The following is a 23,283-nucleotide window of genomic DNA, read 5'->3' as shown; positions in this document are numbered from 1 at the left end:
GCCCCTCTTTTGAGACCCTCTTATTAGAGTTGTCATATTTCTAACATTTTATTCGACAATTAAGGCAGGAAAGAATTAGCGATCGCTAATTCTTTCCTGCCTTAAGCTTTATGCCCAAAACTGATTGGCAACGCAAAGCGCCGCCAATCAGTTTTGGGTGCTATGTCAGGAGATTGCCTTAGCAGATCAAATTTTTTGTAACTTTTGCGATTTGCTTGGGTAATATATTGCAGTCAGGTTGGTAAAAGTTATGTCTGATTCTAAGCAAAGCCGTAAAATTAATCGCTTTTTCGCCGAATTTATCGCCAAGTTAAGAAAATGGCTAAATAAAATCGGTAGCCCCATACGCATTAGCCGTCGCTTTGTGCGGCAACTTCTTGGCGCAACCAAGGGACAAAGAAAGGGCGGCGCGGCAGGATTTGTATTACCAACTGTGACCTTAGTGACTTTGGTGGTTACCTTGCTAGTGGTAACTACCGTGTCTAGATCTTCTGAACGGGCGCAAACGGCTGCTAATGGAAGGACGGAGCAAGTTTTCAGGAGTGCAGCTACTCCAATCATTGATCGCGCCCGCGCCAAAATTGACGCGCTTTTGAATGACGGTAAATTACCACGTACCACACCGCCTGAACTAACCTTAGATAGCGTAATCACCAGCGATAGTGGCAAATATACTTTGCCAGATGAAACTCGCTTACAACTGGTTTATAACTTTAGGAACCCCACCGCCAATCCTCCCAAGATCAATTATACCGATGGGCAAATCGAGAATAGAGAATATGTATCTTCGGCATGGAAGTTCCCTATAGATACAGATAACAATGGGAAGTTTGATTCTTTCGGCTTATATAGCATTCTCTTTCGCGCACGACCACCATCTGTCACCACCCGTCCTGTCGTCCCCATCGAGTCAAGAGCTTTGCCGATGGATGAAACTACCCTCTCAGGTGCTTGCGTGGCAACTGGTGGCGTTACTAACATTGCTGGTGATGGTGGCTGGACAACCTCTAGTGACAACAAACTCCGTAAATCATTCTTTGTTTATGCAGTTACTGTTCCTATTAAGGATGCGGCTAGTTTTCCAGCGACTGCGGCGGGAGACTACGAGGTTTATAATGGCTTAAATGCCATCAGCGCTGTTGAACTTCAACAAGACCGAGCTAGATCGCCTCAAAATAATAACGCGGTTTTCTTTGAAGGAGACACAGAGCTTGTTAACGTTGCTACCTTCCGTCTCAATGGAAGACTGTATAGCGCAGGAAACCTGATGGTTGGCGCAGGGACAGATAGTCCGATTACACTCTTTCAAGTCAGTAGCTCTGGTGGTACGGCTGCCAATGGAGCGACTACTAATCCAGACTTATTCGGTTCTTGCTATTACGAGAAAAAGAATAGTGAAATCATCGTTGCTGGTAACGTAGTTGAAGGAGATACAATTAATAGCAATCCTGCTGTTTTGTCCAGTAGCGCTTTAGGAAGAGTTAATGTCCATCTATTCCGTGGGGCTGGAGTACCTCCAGTAGCGAATGTAGGTGGTCGAACTGGAATTATCGAACTTAATGAAACTAACCAAAGTGTCGATAGCTCTATAGCGAATAACCTTAGCTCTGACCTAGCACTGAATGATTTTGCTTACAATACTCGTATTGGTGCTCTCGTGGATGCCGCGATCGCACTTCGCGGTCAGGCTACAGTTACTTTCCCATTACCTGCTAACTTCAGTGCTAGCAATCTCAGTTACCCAGGCATTAAAGATCCAACCTCTGTCCAAGCTGATCTAGTAAAGCGTATTCAAGATGAAGCTCTATCTTCACAAGTAGAAGTAAATGCGGCTAGACGTGCTGCTTATACGGCTTATTTTGGCGAACGTACTCGCAAAGTTTCCTTCCGTGAAGTTGGATTTGGCATGGCAGATCTTTCGCTTCCTCCTACCCTCACTTCAATTACTGGAAGTGACGTAACCCAGCCACCAGAGCTAGCACCACCAATTAGTTGGATGTTGCCTCTTTATGCTAATGCTAACTTTGGGAAACCGCTTGGGACATACAATCTAACAACAGGCGCTGGATTTGATGGGAACGGAGCAATTACTGATGCGGCTGGTATCACATTGCTCAGGACTGCTAATAGGCTAAACCTTTCTTCTAGTGATCCCAATGCAGTTGTTACTGCAAATAACAACGAATTAATGATCGGCGATCGCATTTTGGTGGGTAATAGTCTGCCTGCTAAATGGCTCAAGTTTAATACTGTCAGCAATGTGTTGGAATTTGTTGGCGAAAAAGTCCAAAACCCAATCACCACAAATAACTCAGTATTTTGGAATGTCACTAATGAGGCTACAGCTAGTTCAGTGGCGCGTTATCGTGAAACTCGTTCGATTCCACTTAGCAACCTTGGGGTCTCTGATCGTGGCGGCTTCTGGGAAATCTCTGCGGCTCTTGATCCTTCAGTTTCTGATCCATTAAGCCCTACCACCATTACCCCAGAAACTTCGCCAAGAACTGGTGGCTTACGAGTAGTCACCAATGCAGGTATCTATAGCCGCCGTCCTGAAGATACTTTCTTAACGAGGTTCCGTACAGGACTGGAGAACGACCCTGCTACACCTTGGAATGAATCAAGTGCGCCTTTATGGAATGGTAGCCTCAACAACCCAATTACTCCGACAATAGAACTACAGGCGGCGGCTCAGAGAGATCCAGCCGTTGACGTTAACACTGATCTCGAACGAGAACCCAGAAACTATGTGGTTTGGCCAGACTCGATGCCCATGACAGGTGGGGCTGGCGACACTCGCAAGGGTGACTTACAAATGCGAGCTTCGGCGGTCTATCACTATAAATATGATGCATTTAATGCGATCGGTGCTCCTAACAATTACCAAACTCCGATCGCCTGTGTAAGCAGCTATTACGATCCATCGACTCCTACCACTGCTAGAAATGGTTTAGTTAAGAGTAGTGGTGTCGATGTGAATGCGCCTTGGAATTTTAATGCAAGTGGTCGTTCTAACAATGGTTTGGTCTATAACGTTGGTCTAACCTCTGCTTCTACAGACCCATCTGTCAACTTTAGCCAGATTCGGTATGACGCTGATAGTGGTTTGTTTTATGACAACACCGCCACAGGCAGCAACCCCTTGACTGATACCTTCAGGTTCAAAGATGCGGCGAGAAATCCTGCTTTCAATGTATTAAATCCCTATGCTGAGAGACTAGCCTATCAGGCTAATCTAATCTTCCCGAATGGACGCTTTGTTAATGAACCATTGCGCGATGTTCTGAAGAAAATTATTGTTGATAAAGCGGTTGCTACTGCGGCAGTCGCAGGCTTGACTTTGCCTCAACAGTCTACCCTTGACTCTAACCTCTGTGCCATGCAGATCCTAGATGGCTCACTGACTCTTGCCAATGTCAACCCAACTTTGGCTGCGATCACGCCAGCCGCAGTTGGAGGTGCTAGCCCGCCCCCACCTTTGACCTCTGTCCTACTTCCCCATGGAACTTTCCGCGAAAGCTCCTTCCTTGATGGTCGTGAAGTTAAGTCGCTCAATCGCAATGAGTCTTTGACTGAAGCCGCTAATGGCAATAATTCCACATCCACCGATGGCTTGGCTCAAAGGTCTCCAAATCGTGGTGATATCTACGACCTAGAAATAGAGCAACGTCAACCACTTGAAATCCGTACCACCGACATTGATATGGATCGGCTCAGAGGTTCAACGATCTCTGGTGGTAATAATCCAGGGGTTGTTACCGACTATATGCTTCCCTATAGCGGCATTGTCTATGCCACTCGTGAGGATGCACTCGAAGATCTTAGCTATTACGATACAGATGCTTCAGGCAACCCTATTGCCACACCTCTTGATAAACGCAAGAACCTCAGTTCGACTGACTTCCTGCTCGATCCGACACGCAAACCGAGTAGCATTCGTCTAATTAATGGCTATCGTCTCTGGCGCAGTACCCTCAACAACGCTAATCTTGGGGATGTGAATGAGTTTGATGGAGTTGCGGATTTAGTTTCTAGCGCTACCTACACGAGTTTCCCTTGGACAGAAGCAACTAAGGGAGAGAAAGGCTTAACCCTTGTGTCGAATCTGCCTGTATATATCAAGGCTCAGAAAGACCCTGTACCAGCCAGTACCAACCCACCTAGCTTCAACAGACACACCCGCGAAGAGTTTACGCAGCTACTCAATGAAAATATCGCCACTCCAACTCTGATCTGGAATAACTTCTATCAGCGCCATGCAAACAATGGTGCGACTGACAAACTCGATCCTAACTTTGCTTGTCGTCCTGCCGCTAATGCAAACTGCACACTGGGTGATGAGTGGAGACCCGCAACAGTAATAGCTGATGCGGTAACAGTTCTATCCGCCAACTTCCGAGATGGCTACCGCACTGATGGTGACTATGACCTTCGCAACAATGCCTATACATCTACTAGCATTAACTGGCAGTCTCAACTCAATACCAGTGCAGAAAGACTGAAAGACAGCAGCTATGTGATCGATCTACGTCGCAATGGCTTCTTTAATAATAATTTTGTGACTAGCTCGCCTTGGTTGAGAACTCTCAACTCGGATGGAGGCGTGGGTGCATCGCTTCCCCTTACTCCGGCTTCGGCTTGGATGGGTGACCCTGATGCGACTCCTGCGGTTAATGGCAACCTCGCTAGTTACAACGCTAATGGCGTTACACCTGTACAGCGTCGGATCGCCTTTAATGAGTACGGCATGGAGATTTGTCGTAAGGTTCCAGCTAGCGAATGTACTTTCTCAGATTGGGTCAAGGATGGCGCAGGTACAACCACGCTACCTAGCTTTAATGCGGCTGGAGCTATCACCACCCCTGCACCTGTAACTCTCCCTGCTCCTTCGACTGGCGCACCCCGCTATGTTGCTCCAGACGATTGGCGCTTCCCTCGTCGTCCTTCGTTCTTACGCTTTGACGATCTTTATAAAGATGGTAATGAGCAACTGATTTTTGCTGGCTCCTGCCCTGGCAGTAATCAGACTTGGCCGATGGTTATTGGTGTAAATAATGGAGATCTTGCTACTGGTTATACCTATCCCATGATTATGGGAGGTCTTGGCGCTCCCTTTACTTCAGGTAATAGAAATAGCTACGGAACCGTTGGCTGTCCAGATGCAGGTGTCTTAGTCAGTCTAAGCGGCGGTGGCGATATAAACGAAGGAAGAAATAGAGATCAAAATTGGAACAGCACTACTAGTGCGGTTGTTGGTTCTTTAGAAACCCAGTTGGGAGCTACAGTCTTACCTGCACCAGAAATTGGTACTGCTACTAGCAATCCTGATAACAGCGGCAACCAATTAGGGGTTGCCTTTACTCAAGGCAGTATTACCAATAGTAATGACAATACTAGTGGTCCGGCTCATCCTAATGGGAGTGGTAACCGCAGTACTAATAATGCTGTATATCGACGCTTTAACTATGATGTCACTCTTGCAGGTCGTAGTCTTCTAGCAACTGGCGAGACTGTACGGGTCAAATTGACTTTATTTCCTAACAATGCCAATACCTATCCTGGAGAAGTTGGTTCGGCTTTTCCTCTGTTGACTGATAATGCTACCAATAATAAAACCGACTATCTAAATGGTTTTTATAACGTTGGGTCTGCACCGCTGATCATGAAGAGAGCTGATGGCTCAAACTTTCCTACTGTCCCAGTTGGCGGCATGTTACAACGTTTGACAGGTACAAGCACAAATAGTGTTGAAGCAGTTGATCCTGAAGTTGCTGAATGTAGAGATTTCCCTGTTGGCGCTAATGTAACTAGCACTGATAAACGTTTCTGTACAGTCATCTCTTGGACTGGCTCAAGCGGCACTGCCAATGATCCTGACGTTAAGAATCTTGCAGTTTTGGTGGTTCGAGATAGCGCTAATGAGAATAACAGTGAAGAATTTCAAGTAAGGCTGGAGAATCTCAGAGGACCAAAGGCAGCCTATGCTACTGGTGGACCATCACAGGTTGGAGCAAGGATTCGGACTCGTAATTCTGCTACCAACTGCGGAGTCGCAACTCTCAACTTCTACACTAACAATGATGACGGTATCTTTGATCGTAATGCCTGTGCGCCTACGCCGCCACCAACTCCACCTACACCACCTACGCCAACTCCACCAGTTTTACCGACAACAATGTATCCTCGCGTTTATACGCAGGATTATTTGCCAAAACTGCCAAGTAGCGCCCGTGTTATGGGTATGCCCTTCTCCACGATCGCACCACCAGCAGCAGCCTATCCTTTCTATCATGCAGGCACTACTGACAACCGCGATCGTCTATTTACGCCACCATCTTGGAATGGCAATGCTGGCAGTACTGTAGGTCAATTTGTTTGGAGTAACTCTGCGCTATTTACTGTTGATGTTGTATCTGATGTCTTCACAGTCGCTGGACATAGTTTTGCAAATGGCGATCAAGTCGTCTTGGCGGCAAATATTGGCGGCACTTTACCCTTCCCATTTCTTGCGAATACCCCATACTTTGTTCGCGGAATCACCGCTCCAAATTTCAACGATATTACTCCTTCTACATTCAAGCTAGCAACATCAGCAGGTGCTATTCCCATTGACGTTACTAGTGCAGGTACTGGGCGATTGTCGATTATTCGCGATAATCCTACAGACAGAAATATTTTCCCCGATATTCCGCCTCGCGCTGAAGCTCTGGGTGAAATTCCGATGTTGCCTGGAAACCTCACTACTACCAGCATCAATACTGAGCACATGTCTAACAGCTTGCCTCCTACACCAAATGGCACGCTGTGGTATAAGACAGCAGACAGTAGCGGTAACTGGATCGGAGAGTCAAACAACATCAGATATTTTGCCAATAACCTGTTAATCAATAACTTAAGTTTCCCTGCTATCGGAGGCGGTGCAGGAAGAGCCAATCTCAACACTGGAAGACTATTACTACCTGATACCGCCTGTATTGACTCTACTAATGGCAGTGTTGATAATCTTTGCTCAAGTAAGACCTATCTCTTTAACACTGTTGCGCCTACAGATTCTTCAACCAATCTACTTAACCTCAACCTACCTTATAACCCTCATTTCCCAAGTGATAACCTCAGCAGCCAAGGCACAAGTGGTACTACACCAGCAACTACCTTTGCTGTATGTGGTGGTACTGGCAACTCACGGGCTTATCAGTCTGTTGACAAAGTTTTTAGACTTCCTAACGGTACGACTTCGCCACAGAGAGATATCACCACTGGTAGTTGTGCCGTGGGAACTAGTACCCCCAGTGCGGCGATCGCAAACTTTATGGGTACTGCGCCTATAGGTGTTTACCCTGCACTTACGGGTGGGACTGGTTTACGCAGTGCGCGACTTGTGCCTGGTAATGGTCTCCCTCAGACATTTGTCGGCTTAGTACCCGATATAACTCAGAATAGCGATGGCGCAACGCTGCCGACTACCGATCCCGCTCAACGTGATTTTGGGCAACGGACATTTGTCGCGGGTAGTGCAACGGTAAATCCTGGAACTGGTGAATTAACAATTCCAGGTAATAATTTTACCAATAACCAACCTATTGTCTTTACCTCAACTACGGGCGCTCTACCAGGTGGATTAACCTTAAATACGACTTACTATGTGCGTAACAAGACAAGCTCTCCTGCTTCTGACACGTTTAGGATTTCTCCAACGCCAAGCGGTTCCCCAGCTACGGCTTTTGGCAGCACAGGTTTTGGGGATGTCGTCATTAGCTCAAATATTAATCTTTCGCTCAGAGCTGTTAACACCTATGCAAATAACAAGGTTCATGTTTACAACCTGAGAAAATTAGGCTTGACTGATCCATCTCAAACTCTTGGTACTGCGATCGCCAATACCAGAACTCTCACAGGTACGCTTACTTTTAGAGCCAATTGTGCTGATCCGATTACTGGTGCTAGCAGTACTTGTACTCCCACCAGCATCCGTCGTGGTCCTAGCCCTGTCTTCGTGATGATGGCGGACTCTGCCGAAGACGTTGTGTTTAATAGCTTACGAATCAAACTCGATGGAGTTGATCCAAACAACATTTTCTGGGTATTCCCACGAGCTGATGTTGAGCCAGCAACAGCGCCTACAGTAACGGTAGCCACAAATCTCATTACATCTCCAGGACATACTTTCACAAATGGCAAGCCTGTATATGTATCTACTACAGGTACACTTCCATCGCCGCTATCAGTAGGATCTATTGAAAATCCAAGGGTCTACTATGTAGGAGATGTAAACCCTGGTGTGTCTTATAGACTCTTAGATACATTGGCTGAAGCGTTACCTGTTACACCAACGGGTGCACCACGGATAGCTCTAACCGATGCTGGGACTGGGACTTTGACGGTTCGCGCAGCCAACTTGACCTTTGCTGGTACTCCAAGCCGACCAAATGTCATCACTGGTAACTTTATCGGTACAATGCCCAATACCACTTCTAATTCGTCTAACACGACAGAATTGGCAGTGATGGATGAATTCTCTTCTTTCCGAGGTGTGCGTTTCTTAGGCTTCCGTACAACAGATGGAATACTCAGCGATACGACATTGTTGACAGCAATGACCGAAGTTGATCAACCAGGGTTATTACCAGTTCTGCAACTCCATGTGCCAAATGCCACTGCAAACAATGTTAGTACAATTGATCAGCCTACTGCTGGTACTAGCGGTATTAACGGTACGCCTGGACTAAGTGCTGGACAATGGACAATTCGCCCTGCTAGAAGTGAAGTAAATGTTTACTTTGTGGCAGGTAGTACCCCATCTAGAAAGGGTATGAGCTACACCGTATCTACCACGATTGATCCTCTTGCCACGGTCACTTCTGGTACTTCTCTACCATCGGCTACTTTCGCGACTGGAGAGACGGGTGGAGGCTTGGCTAACTTTGTACGCTTCCTTGAGAACTGGCAAGGTGTGCCAATCAAGATTGGAGGTGGATTTATTCAAAATACGAAGAGTCGCTTTGCTACTGCACCATTCACTTCTACGGGACCATTGGTCAATAACTACAGTGATATTAAGACTCTATTTATGAATCCTGCTTTACCGACTGCTACGGGACTGGGTGGCTATAAGCTTTACTATCAGTCAGCTACAGGTCAGCAACTTCCTTACTATTCTCCTCCGATTCGCCTTTGGGGCTATGATGTGGGTCTACTGACACAGCAACCTGATCGCTTTGCTGAGCGCTTTGCAGTACCGATTCCTGGTTCTAATGAGTTCTTTAGAGAGATCAGTGGTGATGATCCTTGGGTTGAGTCTCTGCTCTGTGCTTTGGAGCCAAATGATCCAACTACAACCAATGTTGCTGCTGACGTGATTAATGTCGGTAGACCGCAAAGGGAAGGTACAAGACCGATTAACTATGTCAAACGCGCTTTGCGTGGTAGCGATCGCCGCACTGCTTGCGACAGTTTAACGTACGGAACAGCAACACCAAGTGATACAGTTCCAGTTTCTTTGTACGAGTAAGGTGCTTATCTCTAGCCTCTCTCCTTAGTCTGCTGTTGTATACACAGGTCATCAAACCCTAGTTAAGTCAAAAATTAATTGCCCCCTAGCCCCCAATTCTGGGGGGACAAGAAAATTCCGATTTTTCAAAGCTCCCCAGTATTGGGGGGCTTGAGGGGCAAGATAAATCAAAACTTAAACAAAGAGGCTTTCGTGTAAAAAATAGTCTTGACAGATGGGAAAAATGAGAGATAGTTAACTTTCTGACTTTGATGATTAAATGTAATTAAACTTTCAAATGCTTTTTAAATGCTTTGTCCTTGTTCTTTGATTATGGTGGGTTATGTTAAATCTAAATTGCAAAGCTGACGGTGCTAAGACTAGTAAGCCACATATGTCTCCATCTTTGCCGGGTTATCTGTCCCACCTTCTCAAGACAAGGCGATCGCTTGAGGCAGAAGAGACGGGCTTCACCATACTAGAATCTCTGGTGGCGGCGGTGGTAGTCGGTATATTAATTGTGTCGATCGCACCGATGGTCGCACTCTCCACCTCAGCCAGAGTTAATGCCAGAAGGATCGATCAGGCGACTCAAGCAGGAAGGTCATATATCGATGCTGTGAGAGGCGGAGTCATTGATGTTACTAGCTTCCCTAACACTTTAGTAGCCAGTGCTCCCAATGCTCAAGATCAATATACATTTGAGACGATCGTAGCTCCAACTACAACTAGTTTCCCACCTGCTTCCATCTGCAATAACAGCCTTGCAACTAACGTTCCAGGAGGAAAAGTACCTGGTATCTGTGTTGATGCTAATGGCAATGGATTTAGTGTCGATGATCCGCAGGACTTCTTTATTCAGCCCATGCGAAGTGGTCCACTTAGTTCAGTAGCCACTGCATCTACTGATCTCAAAAATCAAGGTTTCTGGCTAGCGATCAGGGTCTATCGCGCTGATGCACTCTCAGCATCGGCGGCAGGTGCTCCTAGAGTTGGGACAGAACCTGAATGTGCTCAGAGTAAAACTCCATTCTCTAGTACTGGTACAAGCAGATGTCCGATTGTGACCATGAGATCGCAGATTTTCTTGCCAACAGTCAATCCCAAAAATATTGATGACATCAAAAAAGGCATTGGCTCATAACACTTATCAAGTAAGGCTAATCAAGTAAGGCAATCTGTCCTATGAAAAAACTTCTCCATAAAATAATGACATTTCGGCAACGTAAAGGAATATTGCGATCGCCAAAATCTCGTCATCGTCAAGGTTTAACCTCTGGTTTTACCTTGATTGAGTTGTTAGTGGCGGCTCTGATTGCCTCGCTGATGGTCGCGGTCATGCTGGGATTTTTGGTGGGTGTGCTAGATAGCGATCGTAAAGAAACAGTCAAGACTAATGCTCAAGAAGAGCTTCAAGCTGCAATTAGCTACATAGCAGATGATATGCAAGAAGCAATCTATGTCTACGGTGCTGAAGGACTGTTGGCTATTAATAGTCAACTCCCACATATGCAAACAACAAGCCCCAGCACTGAATGCAATCAAACCTCAAATACCTGTACCCCGATCTTAGTTTTTTGGAAAAGATTTACTTTTGATCCCAACTCAACTGCAACATATAGCTCTCCAACAGCTACGCCTACAACTGAAATCATTGGCTGTATGCCCTATGTAAATAATCCAGCAGCAACACCACCAGCATCACTAACAGAATTAAACGACTGCCGTGCAAGTGCGACTACTAGAGCCTATGGCAGAGATACCTATACTTACGCTCTTGTCGCCTATTACCTAAAAAATGATGATCCCACTATTGCAAACAACAGTACAAGTGGCTGGTCACAGACTGCTCGGATTTTGAGATGGGAGATCAGAGATGGATATGTGGCTTATTGTGCTAAAGGTGGCACAATTGGCTCTACTGGTTGCCCCGCATCAGCACAAGCAACTACAAGATTGCCGAGCAATACCTCTACATTGATCACAGTTCCAATACCGCTAGTTGATCCTAACCAATATTTTGTTTCTCCATCCGTGGGATTTAATCGCCCTGACTTCTCAACCGCAGGCGGACTAACATCATGGAAAAAGTTTGCAGATTTTAATTTTACTACTAGTCCTTTTGTCTCCCTTGTAGACTTTATGGATGACACTGAGTACGTCAGTACAGGTTTTTATAACCAAGGTGGAAACTCTGTAGCGACTGGTACAGGGGCAATTGCAACTGCCTCGGCTACCTCTGCCTTGAAGATTCCTATTGGTAAGAATGATACTAGTACCCCAAATAAAAATCTGGATTGTGATGATCCTTCGATAGGTGTTGGTACGACAGACCCTGCAAATAACTTTACACAGAGAGTTCCTGCTGATTTTTCTAGTTGGGGTGTCGGTGGCAGTAATCCTTCAAGGCTGAGTAGTTTTTATGCCTGCGTTTCCCCAAATACAGTTACAGCCAGAATCTTCATGCGCGGTAATGCGCTCGCTCGGTTGACAACTCCAGCAACTGCCAAAGCTCGGCGAATTCCAGAACTTGGTAGTATCTCATTTTTCCCAACCGCCGATGTGCGGAGCTTTGGACGTAGCCAAATCGGTTTAGGTAAATAGTAATAAGGTGAAATCAAAAAAAATGTTTACTTCCAATTTTTTTAGTAACCTTCCTAGAAATTTATCTAGCTTCTTCCGAAGCTTGATTATCAAAAATCAGCGCAGATTTCTCGCATTTACAACTTCCAAAAAACGCCGCGATCGCTATGCTAAATCTCTAGGCTTCACACTTTTAGAGGTTCTAGTGGTGATGATCATGGTGGGCATCCTCAGTGCGATCGCTGCGCCATCTTGGCTTGGTTTTGTCAATAACCAACGCATTAATGCTTCTCAAACTAAGATTTTCCAAGCAATTAAAGTTGCCCAATCAGACTCAAAAATTCGTAGTTCTAATAATACAAATCGAGTCAGAATTATTCTTACGACTGGGCAAACTACAAACGCTTATCAAATTGATAATGTGAGAACTGGTGCTGGGCTACAATCTCTAGAGCCAGGCGTGAGGATTACAAGCATAACATCAGGTGGCTCAATTACTCCTGCCGTGGCTCCAACTCCCTTGGCTAGTCCCTTTACGTTACAGTTTGATTCGAGAGGACTTGTCTACGATCCTAGCAGTCAGTTGACTTATCCTATTTGTATAAACCTATCTGTAGACAATAGCCCTAGAATTAGGTGGATTGCGATCAGGACTTTACTTGGAGCGATTGTCACAGGTTCTGATGGAAGCTGCATAAACCCAGTTTGATCTAGGATATAAAACCGAAATAAATAAAGGCGCCGCTTCGCGCCGCCTTTATTTATTTCGGTTTTAATAACATTAACACGATGATTTACAGCCCAATAATACCAAAACACAAAATGGCGTAGCCATTTTGTGTTTTTAAAACCCTTATGGGGTTTGGGTTTTAATTCACAGAAGTGTTGCCACACTTTTGTGAATTGGTATAAAATAGCTGCGGCGCGAACCGCAGGTATTTTATTGGGCTTATCTAAATTATTAAAAAAATACTATAATTGCCAGATAATTCTAGTTAAAAATCATAAAAGAATGACGCTGATTGTCAGAGGATATCGACCACGAAAGCGCGATCGCCGTTCTGCAATTGTTGGGTTTACATTGCTCGAAGTCCTTGTGGTGATGGCGCTGATAGGTGTCTTGGCATCGATCGCTGCACCATCTTGGTTAGGATTTGTCAATAACCAAAGACTTAACACCGCCCAAAGTCAAGCACTTAGCACTCTGCGCCTAGCCCAAAGTAACGCTAAACGCACTCAAGTCATGTGGCAAGCAACTTTTAGGAATATGCCTGACTTTGCCCAATACGTAGTACATCAAGCTCCTCCATCGTCAATGACTAAAGAATATTGGGACAACCTAAATTGGCAAAATTTTGATGGAGGCGTACGAATTGTTGAGAATACTGAAACACAGCCGAGAACAACATTTACTCAACTGACTGTAGTCCCAGATCCAAACGTATATCGAGTTCAGTTTAAAGCCCAGGGCAATCCTAACGGGCTGGGAGAAATGGGTCGGATCACTTTTGTGAGTAGATCAGGCGATCGCAAAAAATGTGTGATTATTTCGACATTACTAGGCTCTATGCGTTTAGCAGAAAACGAAGAATGCAATCAAACCTAAAAGGAACCAATTTTTAGTGGCGCGACTTCGCCGCGCCACTAAAAATTGGTTCCTCTTTCGTTGGCTTGAGCTAATCAGAAAACTGCTTACAAATTGAGATTAATAAGTTCCTGCCTTATTTGCAGTATCTTTAAGATTGGCGTTAAAGAACATTGGAATGAACTTCTCGACAAAAGAAGAAGGATCTTTATCCCATGCTTTCTTGACTAGATCGATTCTGGTCTTTTGCAATTCAGAAGAGAACAAAGTCTGAGGAAGTTGATCGATCAAATACTGTGGACGCTGCCATAGTGGAAGTGTATCGGCAATTTTCATCAAGTTCTCAACGCGGCGAACTTCTGCACCAGCTAGAACATCCATTCCTGACTCATAGGCAGCTTGCTCGATCGCAGCATATTTGCGCTTAGCATTATCCACCTTGGCGTGGAGAGCTTCACTCTTTTTCGCAATTTCCGCTAGCTTACGATTGCCCCAACGAACGTGCGCCACTTCTTCTGGCAAGATCTTTTCGATGGTTTCACGAACTTTGATATTTTCAGGAGTCTGCTCAGACTTTTGCAAGGCGCGAATATGCGCGGCGAAATATTCACAACCCCGCTTTTCAGTTACATTGATGGCGGCGAGGGATTCGATGATGCCATCTTCAGCAGTAGCGATCGTGTCATGGCTAATGAAGCGCTCAAACTCATCGATATAGGAAGTCCCTGGAGGAGTGCCGATATCTTCGCCAAGTTCGTAGAGTAAATCAGTTAGCCAAAGAGCATGACGAGCTTCGTCCGCAACGTGATGCGATAAATCTTTAATTAAGTCGCGAGGCTTGCCATCGAGTCTTTCGATGAGGTCGGTTAAGTCTTTGCAACTACGCTGCTCATTAAAGCGGTAGCGATTGATTGTGACCATATGGATCTCGCGCTGGCGCACCACTTGATCGAGGATGTCTTGGGCGCTTAGCTGTCCGCGAAGTTTACGGGGATATGCAACAGTCATTTTTTAAACCTAGATAATAACGGTAGGATAATTTGCGCTATGCGCCGCTCATCCTATAAAGATTTTAATCTTAAATTGTAAAGAAGTGTGAAGACTGAACCAATTACGCATTTATCTACGCCCTACGACTGGCTCGATCGCTCATTAGACTCCATCCACAAAGCTAATTGGTATCGCTCTACGCAAACTATAACTAGCAAAGCAGGGACGATCGCAAAAGTCGATGGGCGCGAGATGTTGATGTTTGCTAGTAATAACTATCTGGGCTTAGCAGGCGATCGTCGTTTGATTGATGCAGCGATTAGCGCTACAGAAATGTATGGCACTGGCTCGACAGGCTCGCGTCTGGTGACTGGGCATCTAGCTTTGCATGAGGAGTTAGAAACAGCGATCGCCGATCTTAAAAATACGGAAGCGGCATTAGTTTTCAGCTCTGGTTATTTGGCAAATTTGGGAGTGATCGCAGCCATTGTGGGAGCGCGAGATTTGATTTTGGGTGATGAATATAATCACTCTTGTTTGAAAAAGGGCGGCTTACTCAGCGGTGCAACGGCGATCGATTATCAGCATTTGAATTTGACGGATCTCACTGCCAAATTGCAAGCAAATCGTACCAAATATCGCCGTTGCCTGATTGCGACTGATAGCATATTTAGTATGGATGGCGACCTTGCGCCATTGCGGGAAATTATAGACTTAGCACATCAATACGATTGCATGGTGTTAGTCGATGAAGCACATGGGACTGGCGTATTTGGCGATCGCGGTGGTGGTCTAACAAATGCACTTGGTATTCAGCAAGATTTAATCCAAGTGGGAACTCTGAGCAAAGCATTGGGAAGTTTGGGCGGCTATGTTGCTGGTTCCGCTAAACTCATCGATTTTTTACGCAATCGGGCGGCGACTTGGATTTATACGACAGGGCTTTCGCCTGCGGATACGGGCGCAGCGATCGCAGCGATTAAGATTGTCAAAGCTGAGAATGCTCTCCGTGAAAAGCTTTGGCAAAATGTGGGATTCTTGAAACAAGGTTTACAAGATTTGGGTATTCAAGCGATCGCCCTTGATTCGCCAATCATTGCGATCGAGGTAGGCGACATAGCTAAAACTCTGCAAATGGCAACAAATTTACGCAAAAATGGAATCTTTGCCCCTGCGATCCGTCCGCCCACTGTGCCGACTCCACGCATCCGTTTAACCCTAATGGCAAGTCATACCCTCGAACAAATGCAGTATTTGATGCAATGTTTACAAGCTTGGTAAATTTTGATATTCAGACAATGACCTTCATGCTAGGAATTGATGCGACTTTGCAAGTATTAATACTAGGTTTCTTAAGCTTGTTGGTAAATCAATATCGCGGAATCAAAACCTACACGATCGGCAGGGCTTTTACAACAACTGGCTTTCTAATCAGCTTAAGTAAGGTCTTCCCTCTCTCCTTCACATTAGTTATAGCGGGGATTTTCCTTTTAGTCGGCACTTCTATTTCTTGTGTCGGGGTTTCTCAATTTACAGACAAAAAGATTAAACTCCATTACCTATTTATAATTAATCTATTGTTTCTTGGTGTTCAGTTGTATTTCTTGATTTTCAAGGATGTTTTTATATATAAAACTATTAATCAAACAGTTTTTCAAATAATTATCTTTACAATATCTGCTTACTGCTTACTAACTACGCCCCATAAGAGTTTTATTGGATCATCTAGATTCATGGCGAGTGTCACGATTGCTTTATTAACGTCATTAGTTGCCAGAATTATCGGTTTAGTGAGAAATCCGCCAGAACAGCTATTTGTTTCTAATGATATAAATGCTTACACCTTGGTCGTGACGTTTTTATTCACATTTTTATTGACGGCTGGATTTATCATGATGGTTTGTCAGAGACTTTACTATGATTTGAAGGTTGCTGCTAATACTGATGTGTTAACGCATTTGCTCAATCGCCGAGCGATGATGTATCAGCTTGATATCGCCATGAATCAGTTTTACCGAAGCGATCGCACATTTGCGATTATTTTGATTGATGTCGATTTCTTTAAGCGAGTTAATGATGTCTATGGACATGATGGTGGGGATATGGTTCTCATTCATCTTTCCCAAATTCTGCAAACTAAGATGCGCAAAGCTGATTCAGCCAGTCGTTGGGGAGGGGAAGAATTTTTGATTTTGTTGCCCGATACGACTCTCAATCAAGCCCATGAGATTGCGGAACGATTACGCGCTTATGTCGAGACAAATCCCGCACCACCAAATATTCAAATAACAATTAGTTTAGGAATAGCTGTAATCCGTCAGCATGGAAATTCAGTCGAAAGCTTAATCTCGGCTGCTGATCATGCCCTATACGCAGCCAAGAAAAATGGTCGCAACTTAGTAGCGATCGCCAACCAAAGTTAAAAGCCAAAAAATGATGGTGGCGCGAAGCGCCATCATCATTTTTTGTGGTTTTATAAAACGCCTTTGGAACTAGGAATCGTACTGACTCGGCGTGGATCGACTTCTACTGCCATCCGTAAAGCACGGGCAAAAGCCTTGAAGGATGCTTCGATAATATGATGGGAATTGCCTTTTTCTAACAGCCTGACATGTAGCGTCATTTGAGCATGATTGACTACTGCTTGATAAAACTCGCGGACTAACTCTGTGTCATAAGTTCCCACTCGCTGATTGGGAATCACTAAGCCATAAACCAAATAGGGGCGACCCGAAAAATCAAGGGCAACTTGCACGAGAGCTTCATCTAAAGGTGCAACAAAATGTCCAAATCTGGCAATCCCTTTGCGATCGCCTAATGCTTGTCCGAGAGCTTGCCCTAACACAATCCCCACATCTTCATTGGTATGATGATCGTCAATATGCAAGTCCCCCGTAGCTTGAATATCGAGATCAATTAATCCATGGGAGCAAATTTGATGCAGCATGTGATCAAGAAAAGGAATACCAGTGTTGATATTGCCTTTACCAGTGCCATCAAGATTCAGCGCCACAGTGACTTCGGTTTCGCCAGTTTTGCGGTGGACTTTGGCAATGCGAGGAGTATCGTAGGACATAGCGCAGAAGAGTTGATAAAAGTTGTAAAGTGTCAGCTTTACTACACTTTAACCTTAAATTGCGATCGCGTTGATTGATTTAACGCATCAACTTGTAAGGGACATTGGGAAAGCCATGGTGCAGGTACTAAAAAATGATGAATCGTTTCTTGTTTATGCTTTTGTTGCTTTTGCAGCCTATTGGTTTAGGGTTGCTCTGGATTAGCTGCTTTCCAGGGCTGATCTTTAATGTGCTCTTTTATTCATTTTTCATTGGGTATATTTACGGAATCCCCCTTTTAGTTTTATTGGTATTGGTATTTCTAGTGGGGATGACAGTTATAAAGAGAATGAATTTTCTGCCTGTAAAACAAGCTAGAAGCGATCGCCAAAAACTATTAATTGCAATCCTAATGACTGTAGGTCTAACGGCTATTTTATTGAAAACCAATTTGCCCCAAATCACTGCCTTTGCGATATCAAGCTCTGCATTTGATGGGATTGTTACTGATGCTAATAAGCTCCAGTCAATCTGTAATAGCCAACCAGTTAACCAGCAGTTAGGCTTATATCACGTCATCGAATGCGATCACGACAGTCGTGGAGGCATCTATTTCAGCACTGGGAAATTTAGCACTATGGATAGCGCTGACTCTTATGGATTTGTCTATCGACCTAATCCCTATGGAAGCTATCACTTTGGTTCGGATATTTACGAATACTATCCCATGAAAGGAGAGTGGTATGGGTTTACCGCTGGTAAGCGCTCTTGACAATGAACTATGCGCTTTCCAAATGAAGAATTTACACAAAATAATTAAGCCCAAAAATATTGGGATGAGCTACGCCCATCCCAATATTTTTGGGCTTAATATTGTTCGTTTTTTCCTTGGAGTTCCCTAAAGCTTAAACAAGTTGTAAAGAGGATTTAGCAATAGCATAGACTCTGATAGGCTAAAACAGAGATGTGATCATTCTGATTGCTGACAAAACCCAAAATGAGTAATTTATCAACAAATCAAGTTTGGCACACACTTACGATCGAGCAAGCGATCGCCGCTTTGGATACAAACCCAGAGTTGGGTTTAGAGTCATGGCAGATCAGCGATCGCCAAGCTGTTTATGGGCGCAATGAGCTAAATACAAAATCAGGGCGTTCAAAGCTAAGTATTTTTGTTGATCAGTTTACTAACGTCATGTTGTTGATGTTGATGGGGGTGGCGGTTGTTTCCGCAGGTTTAGATCTGCGGGTGGGAAGCTTTCCGAAGGATGCGATCGCTATTGCTGCGATCGTCATTCTCAATGGGATTTTGGGCTATGTACAGGAGAGTCGTGCTGAAGAGGCTTTGGCAGCCCTAAAACGCATGGCGACACCAAATGTGAGGGTATTTCGGGAGGGTAAAGTTGCCGAAATCCGATCAGTGGAACTGGTCGTGGGGGATATTGTATTTGTTGATGCGGGAATGCAAATTGCAGCAGATGGACGGTTAATCGAAGCAGTAAAGCTGAAAGTGCGAGAAGGGGCACTTACAGGTGAATCACAGGGAGTGAACAAGTTTGCCAATCAGACATTTGATGAAGATGAATCTTTAGGCGATCGCCTAAATATGCTTTATCAGGGGACAGAAGTACTGCAGGGACGGGGAATGATACTAGTCACGGCAATAGGAATGCAGACAGAATTGGGAAAGATTGCTAATTTACTGCAAGATGTGGAACTAGAAGAAACTCCATTACAAAAACGCATGGGTGAGCTTTCACAGGCCCTAGTTATTTCTTCTCTGGTGCTAGTAGCGATCGTGGTTGCGGTAGGGCTATGGCGCAATGGTGACTTTGTGAAGTTGCTAAATACATCTTTAAGCATGGCAGTTGCGGCTGTGCCAGAAGGTCTACCAGCCGTGATTACCGTGACACTTGCCCTCGGAACACAAAGAATGGTGCGCCGCAAGGCTCTGATTCGCAAGTTACCTGCGGTAGAAACATTGGGTTCTGTGACAATGATTTGTTCGGATAAGACAGGCACATTGACCCAAAACAAAATGGTTGCCGAAAATATTTTCACTACTAATTATGCTGCCCAAATCAATGGAACTGGTTATGAACCTATTGGCGAATTTGCCCTCTCTCGATTAGCAGGAGATATGCTAGCTAGTGATCTCAATATTTATCAATGTCCAGAATTACAGATCTTACTAGCGGCAAGTGTAATTTGTAATGATTCCTATTTACAAAAGGGAATCGTCGAACAAATAAGCGATCGCCCCTCTCCACGAGGCAAAAAGGACTCAAGCCCCTTGCCTATTCGCGCTCCAGAATCACTATGGAAAATCATCGGTGATCCTACCGAAGGCGCGTTGCTAACCTTGGCAGGGAAAGCGAATTTTTGGCAGTCACAATTTACGCAATATTTCTCCAGAGTTGCTGAGATTCCATTTACGCCAGAGCGAAAACTGATGAGTGTGATCGCCATCATCAATGATATGGATGCTGAAGATACCCCTGAAGTTTTGAGAATGATCGCGGCTTTATTACCCAATAAACCTTACATTTTGTTTTGTAAAGGTTCTCCTGAGCTAGTATTAAGTCGATGCGATCGCATTCAAATAGATAAACAAATCGGTTTGATTACAACTTCCTATAAAACAGCTGTTAATATTCAAAATACGCTACTTTCTTCTAAAGGAATGCGTGTATTAGGATTTGCCTATCTTCCCCTAGAAAATTTACCGACAGAAGATGAACTGGCTGATGTAGAGAAGAGTCTGGTTTGGTTAGGACTAGTGGGCATTCGTGATGCTCTACGATTGGAAGCAGCGGCGGCAGTGCAAATCAGTCGTAATGCAGGAATTCACACAACGATGATTACAGGCGATCATCAACTGACTGCGCAAGCGATCGCTCGTGATTTAAATATTTTTTATCCAGACAGCGATCGCGTATTAACTGGGCAAGAAATTGAGCTAATGGATGATGATGAACTGACGGCGATTGCTCAGCAAACTGCTGTCTATGCTAGAGTTTCGCCAGAGCATAAACTACGAATAGTCCAAGCATTACAACGAAGCGGTGAAATCGTTGCCATGACTGGTGATGGAGTGAATGATGCACCTGCTCTAAAACAGGCAAATATTGGAATTGCCATGGGCATTACGGGAACAGATGTTTCTAAAGAAGCAAGTGACATGATCTTGCTGGATGATAATTACGCGACGATTGTGGCAGCAACCGAAGAAGGACGGACGGTTTACGCCAATATTCGCCGATTTATTAAATATATTCTTGGTAGTAATGTCGGTGAAGTAATTGCGATCGCATCGACAGCCTTTCTCGGTTTTGGCGCAGTGCCGCTTACACCTTTACAAATTTTGTGGATGAATCTAGTTACTGATGGTGTACCAGCATTAGCATTAGCTGTGGAGCCTTCCGAAGCCGATATTATGCAACGACCTCCATTTAGCCCCAAAGAAAATATTTTCGCAAGGGGTTTAGGTTGGTATATTCTTCGCATTGGAGTTATCTTCGGTTTGCAAACAATCGCCTTAATGGAACTCGTATATAATTCTGGTAATCCATCATGGCACGAACATTGGAAGACGATTACATTCACGACGCTCTGTATTGCTCAGATGGGGCATGCCCTTGCTTGTCGTTCTGATTCTAAATTAATCATTGAGTTAAATCCAATCTCTAATCCCTATCTATTAATTTCCGTGATTTTTACCACAGGATTACAACTTTCCCTGCTATATGTGCCATCCCTACGACAATTTTTCGGTACTGATGCTCTTTCTGCTTCAGAACTCGGCTTATGCTTTGGTTTCAGTATGCTATTAGTCTTGTGGGTGGAATCAGAGAAACTCTTCTCAAGGTGGTGGAAAAAGTTGCGCTCTTCTAAATCACCTGTAAAAGCTCAGTCCTAAGTCGATGAAAAGAAAATTTCCTTGGCTGCGATCGCTACTAGTTTTAGGCTGCTTTGGTCTAGTAATTTCGTTTGTCATTCCCTTACTAGATCGGATTATTCAAATCTATCAACTCGTGGCAGCCTCTTCCCCGATTTTAGGTGGCTTCGTAGTTCTTTTAGTAATGGGATTATTAGCAGGATTATTCTTTGTTATTTGGCGATATTTACGCCTATTTCAAGCCGAACCATCTAAACCACGACCCATTCCTGAAGCTCCCACCGACAAGATTGAAGCAGCTCAAGATAGTCTCGAAGCCTTAGAGCGACAGGTAGAGCAAATCCAAGATGAGGTGATGCGACGCTCTCTAGCTGAACAAACTGAACAACTTAAAAAGAACTTCATTCGTCAAGAATTGCGTGTAGTTGTGTTTGGGGTTGGCTCCGCAGGCAAAACTTCATTAGTAAATGGATTACTTAATCTATCGCTTCAAGATGTCACCAGTAAAGGCGAAGTTGGTGCGACTATGGGAACTACTCAATTTGGTAAAGTCTATACACCTGTGAGATTTCATGGTCTGGAAGTACCGATTCAATTTACTGATTGCCCAGGGATATTAGAAGCAAGTGCCTTGGGAAGCGATCGCGAGCAGGAGGCACGAAAAATTGCTACTGAAGCAGATTTGATTGTGTTTGTCGTTGATGACGATTTACGCAGTTCCGAATATGAAGTTCTCAAAGCCCTTACTGACATCGGCAAGCGGACAATTCTCGCATTTAATAAAATTGATCGCTTAACTAAGAGCGATCGCGAAATCATTCAAACTAGTTTGCGATCGCGAGTACTAGACTTTATTGCCCCTGAAGATGTCGTTGCGATCTCCGCAAGTCCTGCGACAATTACCCTTGACTCTGGTGAAGTCGTTACTCCCAAACCCAAAATTCAACCACTTTTAGTAAGAATTCTCGATATCCTCAGTTATGAAGGCGATGAATTAGTGGCGGATAATGTTTTATTGCGATCGCAACGCCTCACGGAAGCAACTCGCGAAGCGCTCTCACAACAACAACAAGCTGAAGCTGAAAAAGTAGTTGAGAAGTTCCAATGGCTAGTAGTTGGCGTAGTTTTTGCTACGCCTTTACCAGTGGTCGATCTTCTGGCTACAGCTGCGATCAACGCCCAAATGGTTGTGGAAATTGGTAAAGTCTACGGCTGCGAAATCAATATTGATCGCGGTAAAGAATTAGCCAATTCGCTCACCCGTACTTTAGTTAGTCTCGGCATCGTCAAAGGCGTAGTCCAAATCATTACGACATTAATTTCCGTAACTGTAGTCGGGCTAGTGCTCAAAGCAACAGTTCAATCAGTTACAGCAGCCTATCTCACGCGCATTGCGGGTAAGAGTTTTATCGAATACTTTAGTCGCGATCGCGACTGGGGCGATGGCGGAATTGCCGAGGTCGTTCAGCGCCAGTTTCAACTAAATCGCCGTGATGAATTTCTCAAAGCTTTTGTCCAAGATGCAGTTAGTCGGGTGATGGTCTTAATCAAGCAATCGTAGAGATACCTCTTTTATCCCAAATCAGGAAATGGCTACGCCATTTCTTGATTTAAAAAAATTTACTTGGTTTGGGTTTCAATTCGCAAAAGTGTTGTCACACTTTCGTGAATTGGTATTATTGCG

At 44.5% G+C, this 23,283-nt stretch carries 12 protein-coding genes; 10 read left to right on the top strand and 2 right to left on the bottom strand.

Translation table 11 applies throughout. The features are described 5' to 3' along the window. The first annotated feature begins 250 nt into the window (after positions 1-250). The 5 genes from hpsA to PseudUWO311_RS09135 all read left to right on the top strand — a co-directional run bounded on the left by hpsA (position 251) and on the right by PseudUWO311_RS09135 (position 13,676). Positions 251-9,508, top strand: coding sequence for a hormogonium polysaccharide biosynthesis protein HpsA (gene hpsA / locus PseudUWO311_RS09155; protein WP_142654952.1), 9,258 nt, complete (start codon positions 251-253; stop codon positions 9,506-9,508). A gap of 322 nt (positions 9,509-9,830) precedes the next feature. Beyond that, positions 9,831-10,631: a type II secretion system GspH family protein gene (locus PseudUWO311_RS09150; protein ID WP_142654951.1), complete on the top strand. Its 801-nt coding sequence runs from the start codon at positions 9,831-9,833 to the stop codon at positions 10,629-10,631. Between the two features lie 41 nt (positions 10,632-10,672). After that, positions 10,673-12,091, top strand: a complete 1,419-nt coding sequence (locus tag PseudUWO311_RS09145; RefSeq protein WP_142654950.1) for a prepilin-type N-terminal cleavage/methylation domain-containing protein — start codon at positions 10,673-10,675, stop codon at positions 12,089-12,091. 22 nt (positions 12,092-12,113) lie between these two features. Beyond that, positions 12,114-12,779 carry a type II secretion system protein gene (locus PseudUWO311_RS09140; protein WP_142654949.1) on the top strand — a complete coding sequence of 222 codons (666 nt, stop codon included), beginning with the start codon at positions 12,114-12,116 and terminating at the stop codon, positions 12,777-12,779. A 303-nt stretch (positions 12,780-13,082) separates the two neighbouring features. Next, entirely contained in the window at positions 13,083-13,676 is a 594-nt protein-coding gene (locus PseudUWO311_RS09135; RefSeq protein WP_142654948.1) for a prepilin-type N-terminal cleavage/methylation domain-containing protein, read from the top strand. Positions 13,677-13,775: 99 nt separating this feature from the next. Here the strand turns inward: PseudUWO311_RS09135 and PseudUWO311_RS09130 are convergent, their stop codons facing one another. Next, positions 13,776-14,663: a ferritin-like domain-containing protein gene (locus tag PseudUWO311_RS09130; protein ID WP_142654947.1), complete on the bottom strand. Its 888-nt coding sequence runs from the start codon at positions 14,661-14,663 to the stop codon at positions 13,776-13,778. 87 nt (positions 14,664-14,750) lie between these two features. Between PseudUWO311_RS09130 and bioF the strand changes: the two genes are divergently transcribed. Together bioF and PseudUWO311_RS09120 are read left to right on the top strand one after the other, a co-directional pair. Beyond that, positions 14,751-15,926: an 8-amino-7-oxononanoate synthase gene (gene bioF, locus PseudUWO311_RS09125; RefSeq protein ID WP_223807510.1), complete on the top strand. Its 1,176-nt coding sequence runs from the start codon at positions 14,751-14,753 to the stop codon at positions 15,924-15,926. Next, a complete protein-coding gene (locus tag PseudUWO311_RS09120; RefSeq protein WP_142654946.1) occupies positions 15,908-17,068 on the top strand; it encodes a GGDEF domain-containing protein in 1,161 nt (386 codons plus the stop codon). Before bioF ends, PseudUWO311_RS09120 begins: the two co-directional genes overlap by 19 nt. 50 nt (positions 17,069-17,118) lie before the next feature. On the opposite strand, the gene hisB is transcribed toward PseudUWO311_RS09120, so the two are convergent. Continuing rightward, positions 17,119-17,721 (bottom strand): imidazoleglycerol-phosphate dehydratase HisB, encoded by a 603-nt coding sequence (hisB, locus tag PseudUWO311_RS09115; protein WP_142654945.1) that lies wholly within the window; start codon positions 17,719-17,721, stop codon positions 17,119-17,121. A 329-nt stretch (positions 17,722-18,050) separates the two neighbouring features. Here hisB and PseudUWO311_RS09110 point away from each other — a divergent pair, with 329 nt between their 5' ends. From PseudUWO311_RS09110 to PseudUWO311_RS09100, 3 genes are all read left to right on the top strand, one after another. Then, complete coding sequence (locus PseudUWO311_RS09110; protein WP_142654944.1) at positions 18,051-18,473, top strand: hypothetical protein; 423 nt, start codon at positions 18,051-18,053, stop codon at positions 18,471-18,473. Between the two features lie 225 nt (positions 18,474-18,698). Then, positions 18,699-21,620, top strand: coding sequence for a cation-translocating P-type ATPase (locus PseudUWO311_RS09105; RefSeq protein WP_142654943.1), 2,922 nt, complete (start codon positions 18,699-18,701; stop codon positions 21,618-21,620). A gap of 4 nt (positions 21,621-21,624) precedes the next feature. Next, entirely contained in the window at positions 21,625-23,160 is a 1,536-nt protein-coding gene (locus PseudUWO311_RS09100) for a YcjF family protein (protein WP_142654942.1), read from the top strand. Positions 23,161-23,283: the final 123 nt, after the last annotated feature.

It is taken from the genome of Pseudanabaena sp. UWO311, assembly GCF_006937785.1.
GTDB lineage: Bacteria > Cyanobacteriota > Cyanobacteriia > Pseudanabaenales > Pseudanabaenaceae > Pseudanabaena.
The sequence above is the reverse complement of the archived record's forward strand: the minus strand, read 5'-3'. Positions and strand labels throughout refer to the sequence as shown.